Below are 15,373 nucleotides of genomic sequence, written 5' to 3' on the forward strand. Positions count from 1 at the left end.
TCGGCGTATATCTGGATAGTACACTACTGGGGAGTGGTGGACCGGAGGATTCACGGTGGAACACGACTCGGCACACACACAGCTAGACGACGTTTCAGTGACCAAGACGGTGGCCGACGTCGACGGCGGGCGACGGTTCGTCTCGCTCGCCGTCGAGACGCACGGCCCGGACGCCGTCGCCGTCAGTATCTCGGACCCGGTTCCGGCGACGGAGACGCTCACCGGGCGCGACCGGAGGGCGGGTGACGGGACGTTCAGTGGCGGCCGTCTCGCCATCGAGGGTGCCGTCGAACCCGGCGAGTCGGCCACCGTCGGCTACCTCGTCGAGGGTCCCGGCGAGTCCGTCGTGTCCAACCCGACCGTCGACGAGGTAGTGCCGCTCTCGGGCGACGACGAGTCGCTGGCGACACCGACGGTCAGGTGGGTCTCCGCCGACGGCGACACGACGGTACTGGACGTGACGACGGCGTCGGTGCCCGGTCGCACCGAGGCCTCCCTCCCGCTCGTGTCGATTCCCGACGACACGACGGCCGACGCGACGGACGCGGCACGGGACGTCGCTATCGGCCTCGTCCTCTCCCCGACCAACGGGGACGCCGCCATCCGGACTGTCCTCCGGGCGAGTCGTCGGGGGCACCCCGTTCTCGTGACCTACTCCGGACTGGACGAGGGTGCCGAGCCACTCGATACGCTCGCGTCGCTGGGTGCCATCGTCCTCTCACCGCCGTCGAGACGGTCGTCACAGGCGGAACTCAACCGACTCCTCTCACGGACCGCCAGAGAGCGTGGTTCGCCGGGCATCATCTTGCAGACCCGCGACTGCCCGCGCATCGACTACGACCGCACGAGCGCCGCCTTCGAGCGCGCCGATTACGAGGTGGTCGCTATCCCCGAGCAGTGGAGCGTCGCGCGAGACACGCCCACCGTCGTCGTCGGGATTCCGGCGTACAACGCCGCCGACAGCATCGCCGACGTGGTCGACCGTGCCGCGGCGTTCGCCGACGAGGTCGTCGTCGTCGACGACGGGAGCCGCGACGCGACGGCCGACCGGGCCCGCGAGGCTGGTGCGACCGTCGTCGCCCACGACTGGAATCAGGGCTACGGCGGGGCGCTGAAGACGCTGTTCCGGGAGGCCGCCGACCGCGACGCCGCCCACCTCGTCGTCGTCGACGCCGACGGGCAACACGACCCGGCCGACATCCCGATACTCGTCGAGACGCAGGACCGCGCCGACGCCGACATCGTCATCGGGAGTCGCTACGTCGGTGACCGCCAGTCGAAGATACCGTTCGTCCGGTCGCTCGGACTGGCGGTCATCAACGACCTCACCAACCTCAGTCTCGGCAAACTCCGCCCGAGCGGGTGGGTCCGCGATACACAGAGCGGCTACCGGGCCTACAACAGACGAGCGCTGCGTTCGCTGGCCGGCGACCAGACTCTCGGGAACAACATGGGCGCGAGTACGGACATCCTGTACCACGCCCACCGTAACCGCCTGAGCGTCGCCGAGGTGGGGACGACCATCTCCTACGACGTCGAGAACTCGAGTACGCAGGGGTCGCTCTCGCACGGACTCGACCTCGTCCGGAACATCGTCTGGACCGTCGAGTACGGCCGTCCGCTCCTCATCGTCGGGATTCCCGGCACTATCACGACCCTGCTGGGCGTGAGCGTCGTGCTCCTGTTGCTCGTCCAGTACGTCGAGACGGGAGCGCTCTACCCCGTCCAACTCGGCACCGCCATCATGTTCGCCATCGGCGGGACGCTGCTGTGTGTCACGGCGCTGATGATGCACGTTCTGAACGGCCACCCGACGATGAAACGACTGGGACAGTGAGGGGAACAGCTAAACCGGCAGCGAGACTGGACAGCAGTATGACCGTGGGGACGAACCGCGTGGCGGTGGACGCCCGTGGATAACGCCACGCACGCGTCGGCGGGTGGCCGGCTTCGAGAACGGTTCGGGGACCGGAACCCGGCACCGGTGTTCGCCCTCGTCGGCGTCGGCCTCGTCGCTGCCGGGGTCGGAGTGCCGACCCGCCAGACCCTCCTGTTCGCGTGGGGCGGCACCGCCCTCTTCGCGGCCCTGTTGCTCCAGTTCGTCACGGCGGAGCGGACGCTCCCGGCGCGGGTCGCGACGGACCTCGCCGCGACGGCCGGGACCAACGCGCGCCGACTCGCCGGCGACGGCCCGCTACTGTACGTCCCCGACGGCGACTCGGTCGCGCTGACCGTCGAGGAGAGCGACGCGCACCTCGACCCCGTCGGCGTGCGACTGCTGACGACGCTCGATCGACCGGCGGTCGACGAGGACCCGGCCGACCGACTCCCGGTGCTCGTCGACTACCTCGTCGAGGACCTCGAACTCGCGGACCGAGCGACGGCGCAGACGACCGATGGCGGTGCCGAAGTGACTGTCACCGGGACTACCGTCGGGACAGCGGAACTGTTCGACCACCCCGTCGCCTCCGTCGTCGGCGTCGGTCTCGCACGAGCAGTCGGGCGTCCGGTTCGCGTCGAACCGACCGACGATGACGGGCGCCTCGTCGTCACCTGTCGCTGGGACTAGAGCGACCCGACGAACTTCTCCAGCGTGCGGAGGCCGACGAGGACGAGGAAGGCGACCGCGCCAGCCAGCAGGGGCCAGCGGAGCCGCGAGCGCCAGCGCGGGGTGACGTGGACCGGCGCGGTCAGCGCGGTCAGCACGACGAACCCGAGAAAGGAGACGACGAAGACGTGTTCGAGCGTGAGCGCCCCGACAGTCGCCAGTATCGCGGTGGCGACCAGCGTCAGGCCGACCTGCGCGTACAGGAACCGGCGTTGCCGGGGCGTCGTCATCACACCTCGCTACGCCGTCGAGCGGCATAACCCTCTGGGGTTCGGTACGTCCCGCCTAGCGCGGGGTTCAAGCCGTCGGGGACCGTCCCTTCGGTACGCGAATGTATCCATGGACCCACGCCGCCTTCGGCTACCTCCTCGTCGTCGGTCTGGCGCTGGTGTTCCGCCGCCGGGTCTCACGGGCGGAACTGGCCGCGGTGCTGGTGGCGACGCAACTCCCGGACCTCGTCGACAAGCCGCTGGCGTGGTGGGTCGGGGCCATCCCCTCGGGCCGGTCGCTGGCCCACTCGCTCGTCCTCGCCGTCCCGCTCTCGGCGCTGGTCCTCGCGGTGGCGTGGCACCGCGCCCACCCCGAGGTCGGCGTGGCGTTCTGGCTGGGGTACGCCAGCCACCTCCTCGGTGATACGTACGTGGCGCTGTACTACTGGCGCGTCGAGGAGTTCACCTTCCTCCTGTGGCCCTTCCTGCCGGCGTATCCGTACGACTCCGCCATCGGCCTCGGTGAACTACTCCGCGCCGTCGAGGGGTCGCCGAACGCGTTCGGCCATCTGGCGCTCGCCGCCGTCGGCGGTCTCGTCTTCCTCGCGCACTTCTGGCGAGCGCTCCCGTGGCGGCCGCCGCGTCCCGACTGACGCCGCACCCGCGGCTATTTGGTCACACCTCGCGCACGGTAAGCCATGACTGCGACTGTCGCCGGGCAGACGGCGCTCGTGACGGGTGGAGCAGGGTTCATCGGGAGTCATCTCGTGGACGCACTCCGACCGGCCAACGACGTGCGGGTTCTCGATAGCTTCGTCACCGGGAAGCGCTCCAGAGTGCCCGACGACGTGACGCTCGTCGAGGGCGACGTGCGCGACGAGGCGGCACTCGGCCGAGCGATGGACGGCGTCGACCTCGTCTTCCACGAGGCGGCCGTCGTCAGCGTCGCCCAGTCCGTCGCGGACCCGACGACGAGTCACTCGGTCAACGTCGACGGGACGCTCTCGGTACTGGAAGCGGCCCGCCGGCAGGACGCCCGGGTCGTCTTCGCCTCCAGTGCGGCCATCTACGGCGCACCCGAGTCGATGCCGGTCACCGAGACGGCACCGAAACAGCCCTCCTCACCCTACGGGCTGGAGAAGCTCTCGGGCGACCACTACTGTCGGCTGTACGCCGACCTCTACGACCTGCCGACGGTCGCGCTCCGGTACTTCAACGTCTACGGACCGCGCCAATCCGGCGGGGACTACGCCGGTGCCATCACCGCGTTCACCGAACAGGCCCGCAGTGGCGGCCCCCTCACCGTGCAGGGCGACGGCCGGCAGACGCGGGACTTCGTCGACGTCGCGGACGTGGTGCAGGCGAACCTGCTCGCGGCGACCACCGACGCGACGGGGGAGGCGTTCAACGTCGGCACCGGGACGGGCACGACCATCCGGACCGTCGCCGAGACGATTCGGGACCGGGTCGCGCCCGACGCCGAGATAACGAGCGTCGAGCCACGACGGGGCGACATCCGCGAGAGCGTCGCCGACATCGCGAAGGCCCGCGAGCGACTGGGGTACGACCCGACCGTCTCGCTGGAGGCGGGCCTCGCCGACTATCTGGGGTGAGACGGCGCCGGACAGGAACGGCTTTCAATCGTCGCTCGCTACCGTGTGTCGATGCCTCCCGAGGCCGTGACCGACGCCGTAATCGGCGTCGCTCTCGCCGGGTTCTTCCTCTTCACCGGGACGGCTTCGTGGTACTTTCCGACGGTCTTTCTCCGCCTGTTCGACGGCGACGACGTCTCGCCGTGGCCCCAACTCCTCTTTACGCCGGCCGCGTACGTCGGGGCTTACGTCCTCTCCCTGACCATCGGGCTGGGGCTGTATGCCGTCCACGGCGTGGTCGCGCTCTGTATCGGCGCGGCCGTCGTCTGCCGCCACCGGCGGTCGACTGCGAATCCCGACTCGCTGTGGCCGCCCCGTTGGACAGGGCAGGCCCTCGTCGCTCTCGGTGCGGGACTCGCCCTCTTCTCCGTGGTCCGCACGCTCGGCGCGGCGTAACTCACTCCACGACGACGGTGCCGCGCATCCCGGACTCGTGGGGGATACAGAAGTAGGGGTACTCGCCGGCCACCTCGAACGTGTGGCGGTACGTCTCGCCCGACCCCACGCTGCCGTCGGGGTAGGCCTGCCGGGCGGCCGACTCGCTCTCGAAGTCGCCGGAGGCGAAGTACGCTCCGCCGTCGGGGAGGTCGGCCTCGTAGGCGGTAGCACTGTGGGCCACCGACCCCGTCGTCTCCCAGACCACCGTGTCGCCGGCAGCGACCGTCACCTCCTTCGGGTCGAACACGAGGTCGTCGGTCATCGCGACGCGCGTCTCGCTCGGCCCGTCGTCGCCCGACCCGCCACAGCCGGCCAGCGTGCCGACCAGTCCCGCCCCACCCAACCGCAGTAGCGTCCGTCTGTCCATACGCCCCGGACGCTCGCCAGTAGGTTAAGCTTAGTCGGCGACTGCAACACTTTTGCCGCCGCCAGCGAAACAGGGGGCAACGATATCTCCTCGATGGTCTCCGCACCGCACCGCCGCCGCGCCGAGTACGTCCCGATCGCCGTCTGCCTACTGACGGCCGTCGGACTGTCGGCGGTTTCCCTCCTCGGCCTCTTGGCACGGCCGACGCTCCTCCGGGCGGGGTTCACGCTCGTCGGTGCCGTCGTCGCGCTGGTACTCTTCGTCGCCTCTCGCGGCGAGTTCCCCGACGCAGACGGTCGCGTCCCGGCCAGCGTGGTGACGAAAGTCGTCCTCGCGCTCGCCGGCGGAGCCGTCGTCGCCACGTCGCTGCTCGGGTCTCGCCTGCTCCCGTTCGCCGTCGTCCTCCCGCTGGGTATCGCACTGGCCGCCCTGCAGATACGCGCCGATCCCTCGGTTCCCGCGGTGCTGACACAGCTATCGGCGCTCTTTCTCGCGGGCCGACTCGGGAAGTATCTCACGACCGGGTTCTACTTCGGCGGCACCGACACGTTCGCTCACGTCGCCGCCGTCGAGACGCTCGTCGAGGCCCGCTACACGACGGCCATCGCCCACGGCTACGACCTCTACCCCGTCTTTCACTTCTTCGTCGGCACCGTCACGCACCTCACCCGCCTCGGCGCCTACGACGCGCTGGTCCTGACCGGCATCCTGCTGTTCACGCTGGTCGTCCCGCTGGCGTACCTCCTCGGGGCGTCGGTGTTCGGGTCGACCCGACTGGGCTTGACGACTGCCCTGTCGGTCCTCCTCCTGGAGTTTTTCAGCTACCACGCGCTGTACTTCTACCCGCAGGCGCTGGCCTCCCTCCTCCTGCTCGTCGGCATCTACGTCAACAGTCGACTGCTCGACGCCAGCGACGAACGGACCTACCGCCGCCTCTCCGTGTTCGCCCTCCTCCTCGTCGGGACGATGGTCGTCACCCACCATTTGACGTATCTCCTGTTCGCCGGCGTCGCGGCGGCGGCCGTCCCGGTCGCACTCGCGCGGCCGTCCCTCCTCCCGACTGCCTCGGGTGGCCGCTGGCCGACGCTCCGATACCGGTGGCTGTTCCCCGGCGTCGTCGGCGGAGCGCTCCTCCTCGCGTACTGGTCGTACTCGCCCAGCCTCATCGTCGTCGGCATCGTCGAACTGTCGCTGGGCGTGCTGTTCGACGTGGCGACGGTCCCCCCCGCACGACTGTACACCTACGGTGTCACGCTGCCGGGCGACAGCGTCGGTCGGGCGGTCCAGTGGTTGTCGACACCGACGGGCGTCTACGCCGCCGGCCTCGGGTCGCTCCTGTTGCTCGCGGCGTACGAACTGCTCGACCACCTCGGACGGTACCGGCGCGGCTTCACGCTGGCCGTCACGGGCCTCGGCCTCTCCGCTCTGCTCCTCCCGTTCCCGATTCCGATTCCCCAGATAGAGCGGCTGAAGTTCGTCGTCACGCTCGTCGCAGTGTTCCCCCTCGCCGTCGGCCTCCGACGGGCGCTCGCCGTCGACGGGCGATACGTCGCCGTCACGTTGCTGGTGGTCGCCTCGCTCGGCGGCGCGACGGCGTTCACCGTCCTCGCCGCCGACGACGTGGAGGGCGTCTACACCGACGAGCGCCGCGAGCAGGTGTCGATGACCGACGCGGAGTTCCGGGCTATCGGGACCACCGCCGCGTTCGTCGAGACGTACGCGTCCGACGACGTGGCCACTGACCGCGTGACCAACCGCGCCTTCGAGACGGCGGACTACAACGCCACGCGGGTCCTCCGCGCACGGCCGAGCGGACTACGCACCGGCGCCGACTTCGTCGTGGTGCGCGAGCGCTGGACGGACCACCTCGTCGCACTGGGCCTGAGCCTCCGGAGTAGCGAGCAGAACGTCTTCACCCTCTCCGAGGAGCGGTTCGCCGCCACCGAGGCGCGGTCGAACGTCGTGTACGCCACCGACGCTGTCCGAGTCTACCACAGTCCGGACGGTTTCCGCGGTCTCTACGGCGAGAACGGGACGGCGGCGACGAACGCCACCGGACAGTAACACTTCCGGTCGACGGCTCACTTGCCGAACTGCCGGACGTTCGCCAGCAGTTTCGCTCGGAGCGACGGCGAGGCGAGGACGACGGCGCTGTAGACGACCCCGCCCAGCAGTATCTGCGCGACGAGGCCGGGGAACGTCGCGGGCGCGACGGTGCCAGCGACGACCAACGCGCCGCCCATCACCGCGGCCGCGCCGACACACCACACGACCACGCCCGTCGGGAACGACAGCGGGATGACTCGCCGGAGGTACCCGCCGAGGACGAGCGTGTTGACCGTCATCGCGGTCCCGGTGGCGGCCGCGGCGCCGACGAGGCCGAACCGGGGCACCAGCATGACGTTCAGGACCACGTTTAACGTCAGCGACGCCACCGTCGCGTAGGCCCCGACGTCGGGTCGGTCGAGCGCCCGGATCGTCGCGTCGAAGACGTTGTTGACGGCGGTGACCAACTTCTCGCCCATCAGCACGACGAACGCCGCGGTGGCGAGGAGGAACTCCGGCCCGAAGACGAGGCCGAGTATCTGCTCGGAGAGCAGCGCGACGCCGACGAAGGCGGGAATCACGAGGACGAGCGACGCCGCCAGTCCGTCCCGCACCGTCGGCGCGATGCGGTCGCGCTCTCCGGTGGCGTCCCACGCGCTCATCTGTGCGAAGACGGTGTTCGAGACGACGACGCCGACGATGCCAGTCATGACCGTCACTCGCCACGCGAGTTCGTAACTGGCGACGTGCGCTCCCGAGAGGAACAGGCCGACGACGAGGACGTCCATGCTGTTGTAGACGTGCCCGCCCAACCCCCAGACGCCGTTGAACTTCGCGTAGTCGACGAGCGTCCGCAGGTGCCGGGTCGAGGGTCGGGCCAGCCCAGTCTCCATCCGGACGACGCCGGCAGCCAGCAACACGACGTAGCCCGCGACGAGGCCGTAGACGAGCGCCATCGCACCCGCGCCGAACTGGACGAGGACGACGGCGACGACGACGTAGGTGGCGAGGCGGAGAAACTGGAGGACGGCCGTCTCGTCGGCCCGCATCTCCGCGCGGAGGACGTGGAGCGTGAGCATCGACGACTGGTACAGCACGGCGGCGACCAGCAACGGGACGACGACGGACGCCCCGACGTAGTCGTTCACCACGCCCCGGAACGGGACGACGAGCGCCGCCAGCCCGAGCAACAGCGTTCCTTTGAGGAGAAGCGCCGCCGCGAGAATCGCGTCCGGATCGGTCCCCTCACTGATGCGTTTCTCGACGGCCCCGTTGATGCCGAAGTCGGCGAACGTCCCGAGCGTACTCAACACGGCCTCGAACAGGAAGAACACGCCCAGCGCCGCCGCGCCGAGCGCACCCGCGAAGTACACAGTCGAGCCGAACCCGACGACGACGCCGACGATTTCCAGCGCCAGCAAAAGCCCGCCCGCCTTCGCGAAGTTCAATCGCCGGGGCATCGTCGGTCGCCCGACCGACGCTGTGTCTCGGCCACGGTCCCCGGTCATGGTCGGGCGGTTCGACGGGGGACTGCGCGTGCGGTGCGTTCGGCCAGCATCACGGCATCACCCGTGCGAGCAACGCCCGTCCCAGCGCGAGGGCTGTCGACGGGTGTGGGGCGATGCGGAGCGCTCGCGCGAAGTACGCGACAGCGCGGTCGAACTCCCCCTCTCGGTGGTACGCCCGTCCGACGGTCGTGAACAACTGGACGTAGTAGATGTCGGTGTACGGGTGGGCGGCGGGCACTCGCTGGTCGACCAGATAGCCGAAGCGTTTGGCCTGTTCGAGGTACTCGTCGACGGGCATCCCCGACGCCATCATACTCTGGTCGTGGTGCCGACGGGTGAACAGATCCGGGCAGAGGCAGACGCCCGCCTCCGTCGCGGCTTCGAGGACGTAGAGCGTGTCCTCGCCGCGGCGCAACTCGGACTCGAAGCGGACGCCGACCCGGTCGGTGTCGACGAGGATGGCCGACGTGACCTCGTCTAAGTCGCCGACGAACGCCTCGTAGACGAACTCGTCTATCGACATCGGATCGCCCGCCAGACAGAGGCCCGCGCCCGTCTCGGCCATCCGTTCCAGTTGGCGTTCGAGTTTGTCCGGTTCCCAGAGGTCGTCGGCGTCGAGGAAAGCGACGTATCGGTGCTGTGCGCGGTCGAGGCCGGCGTTGCGTGCGTCCGCGGGACCGGTATCGACGTCGTCGACGACGATCAGTTCCGTCGGCACGGACTGTGCGGCGACGGTCGCCTTCGCCTCTTCGAGCATCTCAGCGGGCGTGTATCTCTGACTGTACGGGACGACGACCGAGACGGGCCCGTCCGCGCCGTCGGTCACCATTCGGCCATCACCGTCCGGTGAATCTCGTTCAGGCGCTCGGCGTGGTGGCGCCACGTCCACTGCTGGTCGAGCAGTCGCTGGTGACCCGCTCGCCCCATCGCCCGTAACCGCTCGGGGTCGTCTAGCAGGCGGTCGAGCGTCTCGGCCAGCGTCGTCGGGTCGTGCGGGGGGACGAGGACGCCCGTCTCGCCGTCGACGACCATCTCCGGGATACCACCGACCGACGAGGCGACGACCGGCGTCTTCGCGGCCATCGCCTCGTAGATGACCGTCGGCCGCCCCTCTCGCCAACTGGGATGGACCAGCACGTCGGCGGCTATCTGCCAGCGACGGAGCGCCACGGGGTCGAGTTGCCAGAACGACCGGGCGGGGTGGCGGAGTTTGCCGAGGCGGTCCAACAGCCACCACCGGAGGTCGCCCTCGTGGCCGACGGTCACGAGCATCACGTCCGCCCGGTCTAAGGCGTCGACGGCCGCGACGAGTTCTTTCAATCCCTTCTCCTCGGCGTAGGCACCGACCGAAAGCAGCACCGTCGTCTCCGGGCCGATGCCCAGTTCGTCGCGAATCTGCTCGCGTCGGTCGGTCGGGAACCGCGACGGGTCCTCGCCGATGGGGACGGTCCGGATTTTCGACTCGGGGACGAACCGGGCGGCGCGGGTCGCGAGCTCGTCGCTGACGACGACGATTCGGGCGGCGTACGCCAGCGTCTCGCGGATGCGGGCCTGTGCCTGCTCGTTGAACGACTCGTAGTTGTGGAGGTCGACGGCGTGGCTGTTGACCACCAGCGGCAGGTCGTGCCGACGGCAGTACCGCAACATCCCGTAGCCGTCGAGGTAGATGTCCGAGGTGTGGACCACGTCGTGGGGCGTCTCGAAGGTGCGTTCGACGTACCTCGTGACGCGCTTCTGGAGCGAGTCGCCGGAGACGTGGTAGCAGTACTGCTTCGGCACCGCGTAGAGGAACCGGGGGTAGTGTGCCACGTAGGTGCCCCAGCGCTCCGTCCGGGGTACCCGCGAGTACTCCGAGTACGGACCGACCGGTGGGGCGAAGGGCGTCGGCACCACCACGTCCAACTCGGCGGCGGTCCGGTTCAGCGCGTCGAACGAGCGGTGGTTGAACGGCGACCGGACCGGGAGCGCGTGGCTCTGGTGGTGGATAGAGCAGGCCAGCACCCGGTAGGGGTCGCCGTCGTTACCGGGCTGGACGGTCATCCGTCACCACCCGTCACCAGCGACCGGAGGCCGAGTACCGACCAGAACGCCAGTCGAGCGAGGTCCTTCGGTCGGGTGAACGCACACGCGTCGAGGTACGACGCAGCCTCACCGAACCGCCCCGCGGCGAGGAAGTGTCCGACGATTCCCATTCGGTGGACCCGTCGGACCGGGACGCCCTCACGCTCCAGTTCCGCCACGAGGTCGGCGTTCCGGGCGAGATAGCGCCGGTCGTTCTCGGCGTACGTCTCGGCGGGCGCGTCCCCGGTGAAATGTGTCACCGCGAGCGGTTCGTCCACGTACGCGAGGTTCCCGGCCGCGAGAACCCGCAGGACGAGGTCCCAGTCTTCGTAAATAGACAGGCTCTCGTCGAACCCGCCCGCCGCTTCGAGAACCGCCCGCTCGACCACGAGCGTCGATCCCGGCCCCATGAACACCTGCATGGCGAGCAGCGACGTCGCCAGTTCCCGACCGCCCTCTCTCGGGGCCGACGAGCGAAAGAGGCGGTCGGAGACGACGGCGGCGAGGCGGCCCAGCGGGGAGAGGCCGGCCGTCCGAAGGTCACAGTAGGCGCCGACCCACCCCTCGCCGCGTGACTCGACGGCGGCGAGTTGCCGCTCCAGTTTCCGGGGGAGCCACTCGTCGTCCGAGTCGAGAAAGGCGACGTACTGGCCGCGGGCGGCCTCGACGCCGGTGTTGCGGGCGGCGCTGACCCCGTGGTTCGTCTCGTGGGCCAGATAGCGGACGCGGTCGTCGTACCCCTCGACCACTGCTCGCGTGTCGTCTGTCGACCCGTCGTCGACGACGACCACTTCGAGGTCCTCGACGGTCTGTGCCAGCGCGCTGTCTATCGCGCGGCCGACGAGGTGCCCCCGCTCGTAGGCCGGAATCACGACGCTGACGCGGGGGCTACGCACGCACGACCTCCCGATGAACCTCGTTCAGGCGCTCGGCGTGGCGCTTCCACGTCCACTGCTGGTCGAGGAGTCGCTGGAGACCCGCCCGGCCCATCTCGCGCAGTCGCTCGGGGTCGTCGAGCAGGTAGTCCAGCGTCTCGGCCAGCGCCGCCGGGTCGTGTGGCGGGACGAGGACGCCCGTCTCGCCGTCGACGACCATCTCCGGGATGCCGCCGACGTTCGACGCCAGCACGGGCGTCTCGGCGGCCATCGCCTCGTAGATGACCGTCGGGCGGGCCTCGAAGTGACTCGGGTGGACCAGCAGGTCCGCGGCGACGTGGAGACGCCGGACCGCGATGGGGTCGAGTTGCCAGTAGGCGTGGGCCGGATGACGTAGTTCGCCCAGTCGGTCGAGGAACCACCAGCGGAGCGCCCCGCCGTGGCCCACGGCGGCGACGGCCACGTCGTCGCGGTCCAGCGATTCCAGCGCGGCGACGAGGTCACGGACGCCCTTCTCCTTCTCGAACCGGCCGACGAACAGGAGCAGTTTCGTCTCCGGGGCGACGCCTAGCTCCCGGCGGATGGCGTCCCGACGCTCGGTCGGATAGTTCTCCGGGTCCTCGCCGATGGGGAGCGTCGTGACCTTGCTCGCGGGCGCGAAGCGACGGGCGACGGCGCTGAGTTCGTCGCTGACCGTGAGGACCGCCGAGCAGTAGTCGATGGTCTCGCGGATATGCGACTGGACGGTTTCGTTGAACCGGTCGAAGTTCTTCAGGTCGCCAGCGTGCGAGAGGGCCACGAGAGGGATGTCGTGGCGCTTGCAGTACTCCAGCGTGGCGTAGCCGTCGAGGTAGAACCCGCAGGCCTGCACCACGTCGTGGGGCGTCTCGAAGGTGCGCTCGACGTACTTCGTGACGCGCTTTTGGACGGAGTTACCCGAGACGTGGTAGAAGTAGCGCTTCGGGAGCATGTACAGGTAGCGCGGGTAGTGGACTCGATAGGACCCCCACTGCTCGGTCTTCGGGACGTGGCGGTACTCCGAGTACGGGCCGACGGGCGGGGCGACGGGCGTCGGGGACACCACGTCTAGATCGACGCCGGTGGCGTTCAGCGCGTCGAACGAGCGGTGGTTGAACGGCGTCCGGACCTGAAAGACGTGGTTCGGGTGCTCGGTCGCACAGCCGAGGACGCGGTAGGACGCGTCGGGGTCGCTTCGAGATATCGGTTCGTCAGACATGAGGGTACTGTTGGACGTCTCCCACACCACTCCGTGTGGCTGGGAGGCGGTACGTACGTCCTACTGTATCGCCGAGTGAGGTGTTATGCTTTCCGGGGCGAGACACCGAAACCACGTCGACTTCGTCGGTCCGACCCCCCGCACCGATAGGGTTATCCTCCGAGGTATCCACTCCTTACCCGTGTCAGCGAAGGGTGTGGACGGTGGACGGCCGGTGGTGTCCGTCGTCGTCGTGACGTACAACTCCGAGAGGACGGTAGGCGAGACGCTCGCCTCGCTCACCGAGCAGACGTATCCGGACGACCGGTACGACGTGTTCGTCGTCGACGGCGGGTCGACGGACGGGACCGCCCGCATCGCCGCCGACCACGGCGTCTCGTTCCTCGTCGCCGAGGGCGCGACCATCGGTGAGTGCCGCAACCGCGGCGCCGACGCGGCTAACGGCGACTACGTCGCTTTTACCGACTCCGACTGCGCCGTGCCGGCGACGTGGCTCGGCGATCTCGTTGAGCGAATCGAGGCCCACGCCGCCGACGAGTCGGTCGTCGGCGTCGGCGGGCCGAACCGCCCGTTCCCGGGCGATCCGGCGTTCGCGAAACTGGTCGGGAGTCTGCAGGGCACTGTCTTCGGGTCCGGCGGGTCCCCACAGTCCCACGCCATCGACGAGGTTCGACTGGTGCGGTCGGTCGCGGCCTGTAACGTCCTGTACGACGCCGACGTGTTCGAGGAGTTCCGCTACGACGACGCGGTCAACGTGGGCGAGGACGCGGAGTTCCACTTCCGCCTGAGCGAGGCCGGTTACCGGTTCGTCTTCGACCCGACTATCGCCGTCTCGCACCATCTCTCGCCGACCTTCGGCGACTTCTGTACGAAGAACCGTTCGTACGGGTACGCGATGGCCCGTATCCAGCGCCGCCACCGGAAAGTCATCCGGTGGTACTCCGCCCTGCCGTCGCTGGCGCTCGGCGGCGGAACGCTCGCTGCACTGGCCGACCTCCGCGCCCGGAAGGCCCGCTACGTCCCGCTCTTGCTCCTCGCGTTTCTCGTCGTGAGCGGCTACGCCACGGCGCGGGTGTACCGCGACCGGCGGAGTCCGCTGGCGTTGCTTGTCCCGGCGATGCTCGCCGCGCAGTACTGCCTCTACGGCGTCGGCTTCCTCGAAGGGCTGACAGCGCCCGACCCGGAGCCCCAAGACCTGCCGTAGCGGGCTCAGGCCCGGTAGATACCGATGGCCCAGTGGTGTTCGCCGAGTACCTGATAGCCGAGTCCGAGGTTGCCGTCGACCGCGCAGTGCCAGCCCTCGCCGTCGAACCACGGGTCGACCTGATGCATCGCTCCGGAGTTCCACCCGAGTCTGCCGGTCCCCTCCACGGCGGGCGAGTCGTCGCGTTCCTCGTCGTCGTAGCTCGTCGGGGTGAGGTCGGTAATCTCGTACAGGCGTACGGCTTCGCCGTAGCGGTCGGCGCAGTCCTGATAGAACGCGAGAATCCGGTCCTCGAAGACGATGGGCCGACCGCCGGGTCGGGCCGCGCGGGCCCGGCCTTCGACGACGGGGTTCTCGTCGTGTGGCGTCCAGTCGGGCGCTTCGAGGGTGTCGCTGTAGTACGCGTAGAGGTCCACGCCGTCGCCGAGTAGCCCCCACCAGCGCCCCGCCCAGCGGAAGACGCTGAAGTCGTGTAGCGGGGTGGCTGGCTGGACGAGATCAGCGACGGGGGCCCACTCGTGAGGAAACGACTCGGCGCGGTAGAGGGTCACGCCGGCGGGCCCTCGCTCTTTGGCCCAGCGGTCGGGAATCATGTAGTGCTCGCCCTCCCAGCGGAAGACGTAGGGGTACGACAGGTGTTCGTCGGTCTCGAGCACCACGCGGTCGTAGGTCCAGTCGTAGCCGTCCGCGCTCTCTGCGTGGGCGATAGCCGCCGACGGCTCCCGGTTGTGGGTGTACACCTCGAAGAACATGTGCCACTCGCCGGTCTCGGTGACGAACAGAAACGGGTCGGCCACGCAGTCGGTCCGGCCGAAGTCGGTGACGTCCGCGCCGGTCAACACGGGATTGAGGTCACCTGCCGGCTGGAACAGCGAGGGGGACCGGTCGGCGTCGGTGGGGTAGGACGGTACTGTCGGGCCGTCGTAGCGGCCGGTGACGTCGACCGGGTCCGGCACTCGTCGACCGGTCGGCGGTCGCACGTGTAGGCGTTCGCCGGTGTGCCACGCGGCCCGTTCGAGGAGCGTCGACTGCGCGAGGAAACGACGAGCACTGTGGAGGACAGGGTCGACCCGGGAACGCGCGTGTGCGAGCAACCGGGGCCGGGAGGAGTCGCTAGCCATAATCGGTGCCTACCACTCCACCGCGGGACTACTTAATCACACACGAC

At 69.2% G+C, this 15,373-nt stretch carries 15 protein-coding genes; 7 read left to right on the forward strand and 8 right to left on the reverse strand.

The window, feature by feature from the left end:
* Positions 1-55 precede the first annotated feature (55 nt).
* Positions 56-1,837 (forward strand): glycosyltransferase family 2 protein, encoded by a 1,782-nt coding sequence (locus IEY28_RS17520; RefSeq protein WP_189000969.1) that lies wholly within the window; start codon positions 56-58, stop codon positions 1,835-1,837.
* 75 nt (positions 1,838-1,912) lie between these two features.
* A complete protein-coding gene (locus tag IEY28_RS17525; protein ID WP_220639457.1) occupies positions 1,913-2,569 on the forward strand; it encodes a DUF7982 domain-containing protein in 657 nt (218 codons plus the stop codon).
* On the opposite strand, the gene IEY28_RS17530 is transcribed toward IEY28_RS17525, so the two are convergent.
* On the reverse strand, positions 2,566-2,838 hold the full coding sequence (locus IEY28_RS17530; protein WP_189000970.1) for a DUF8044 family membrane protein: 273 nt from the start codon (positions 2,836-2,838) through the stop codon (positions 2,566-2,568). The genes IEY28_RS17525 and IEY28_RS17530 overlap by 4 nt on opposite strands.
* Before the next feature lie 101 nt (positions 2,839-2,939).
* Between IEY28_RS17530 and IEY28_RS17535 the strand changes: the two genes are divergently transcribed.
* The 3 genes from IEY28_RS17535 to IEY28_RS17545 are packed head-to-tail and all read left to right on the forward strand — an operon-like array spanning position 2,940 to position 4,865.
* Entirely contained in the window at positions 2,940-3,470 is a 531-nt protein-coding gene (locus IEY28_RS17535; RefSeq protein WP_189000972.1) for a metal-dependent hydrolase, read from the forward strand.
* Positions 3,471-3,515: 45 nt separating this feature from the next.
* Complete coding sequence (locus tag IEY28_RS17540; protein ID WP_189000974.1) at positions 3,516-4,430, forward strand: NAD-dependent epimerase/dehydratase family protein; 915 nt, start codon at positions 3,516-3,518, stop codon at positions 4,428-4,430.
* 51 nt (positions 4,431-4,481) lie between these two features.
* Positions 4,482-4,865, forward strand: coding sequence for a hypothetical protein (locus IEY28_RS17545; RefSeq protein ID WP_189000976.1), 384 nt, complete (start codon positions 4,482-4,484; stop codon positions 4,863-4,865).
* A gap of 1 nt (position 4,866) precedes the next feature.
* Here IEY28_RS17545 and IEY28_RS17550 read toward each other — a convergent pair whose 3' ends face one another.
* Positions 4,867-5,274 carry a cupredoxin domain-containing protein gene (locus tag IEY28_RS17550; RefSeq protein WP_189000978.1) on the reverse strand — a complete coding sequence of 136 codons (408 nt, stop codon included), beginning with the start codon at positions 5,272-5,274 and terminating at the stop codon, positions 4,867-4,869.
* A 93-nt stretch (positions 5,275-5,367) separates the two neighbouring features.
* On the opposite strand from IEY28_RS17550, the gene IEY28_RS17555 reads away from it, so the two are divergent.
* On the forward strand, positions 5,368-7,338 hold the full coding sequence (locus IEY28_RS17555; RefSeq protein WP_220639458.1) for a hypothetical protein: 1,971 nt from the start codon (positions 5,368-5,370) through the stop codon (positions 7,336-7,338).
* Positions 7,339-7,355: 17 nt separating this feature from the next.
* Here the strand turns inward: IEY28_RS17555 and IEY28_RS17560 are convergent, their stop codons facing one another.
* The 5 genes from IEY28_RS17560 to IEY28_RS17580 all read right to left on the reverse strand — a co-directional run bounded on the left by IEY28_RS17560 (position 7,356) and on the right by IEY28_RS17580 (position 13,001).
* The gene (locus IEY28_RS17560; protein WP_229783176.1) at positions 7,356-8,780 is read right to left on the reverse strand and encodes a lipopolysaccharide biosynthesis protein; all 1,425 of its coding nucleotides are present in this window, start codon (positions 8,778-8,780) and stop codon (positions 7,356-7,358) included.
* 97 nt (positions 8,781-8,877) lie between these two features.
* Positions 8,878-9,657, reverse strand: a complete 780-nt coding sequence (locus IEY28_RS17565; RefSeq protein ID WP_189000980.1) for a glycosyltransferase — start codon at positions 9,655-9,657, stop codon at positions 8,878-8,880.
* Positions 9,651-10,868 carry a glycosyltransferase family 4 protein gene (locus IEY28_RS17570; RefSeq protein WP_189000983.1) on the reverse strand — a complete coding sequence of 406 codons (1,218 nt, stop codon included), beginning with the start codon at positions 10,866-10,868 and terminating at the stop codon, positions 9,651-9,653. Before IEY28_RS17570 ends, IEY28_RS17565 begins: the two co-directional genes overlap by 7 nt.
* Positions 10,865-11,785, reverse strand: a complete 921-nt coding sequence (locus tag IEY28_RS17575) for a glycosyltransferase family 2 protein (protein WP_220639459.1) — start codon at positions 11,783-11,785, stop codon at positions 10,865-10,867. Before IEY28_RS17575 ends, IEY28_RS17570 begins: the two co-directional genes overlap by 4 nt.
* Positions 11,778-13,001, reverse strand: coding sequence for a glycosyltransferase family 4 protein (locus IEY28_RS17580; RefSeq protein WP_189000986.1), 1,224 nt, complete (start codon positions 12,999-13,001; stop codon positions 11,778-11,780). Before IEY28_RS17580 ends, IEY28_RS17575 begins: the two co-directional genes overlap by 8 nt.
* 181 nt (positions 13,002-13,182) lie before the next feature.
* On the opposite strand from IEY28_RS17580, the gene IEY28_RS17585 reads away from it, so the two are divergent.
* Entirely contained in the window at positions 13,183-14,205 is a 1,023-nt protein-coding gene (locus IEY28_RS17585; RefSeq protein WP_229783177.1) for a glycosyltransferase, read from the forward strand.
* 5 nt (positions 14,206-14,210) lie between these two features.
* Here the strand turns inward: IEY28_RS17585 and IEY28_RS17590 are convergent, their stop codons facing one another.
* The gene (locus IEY28_RS17590; RefSeq protein WP_220639461.1) at positions 14,211-15,326 is read right to left on the reverse strand and encodes a glucosamine inositolphosphorylceramide transferase family protein; all 1,116 of its coding nucleotides are present in this window, start codon (positions 15,324-15,326) and stop codon (positions 14,211-14,213) included.
* Positions 15,327-15,373 lie beyond the last annotated feature (47 nt).

Origin of the sequence: Haloarcula pellucida, from assembly GCF_014647235.1 — an archaeon.
In the GTDB taxonomy this organism is placed as follows: Archaea; Halobacteriota; Halobacteria; order Halobacteriales; family Haloarculaceae; genus Haloarcula; species Haloarcula pellucida.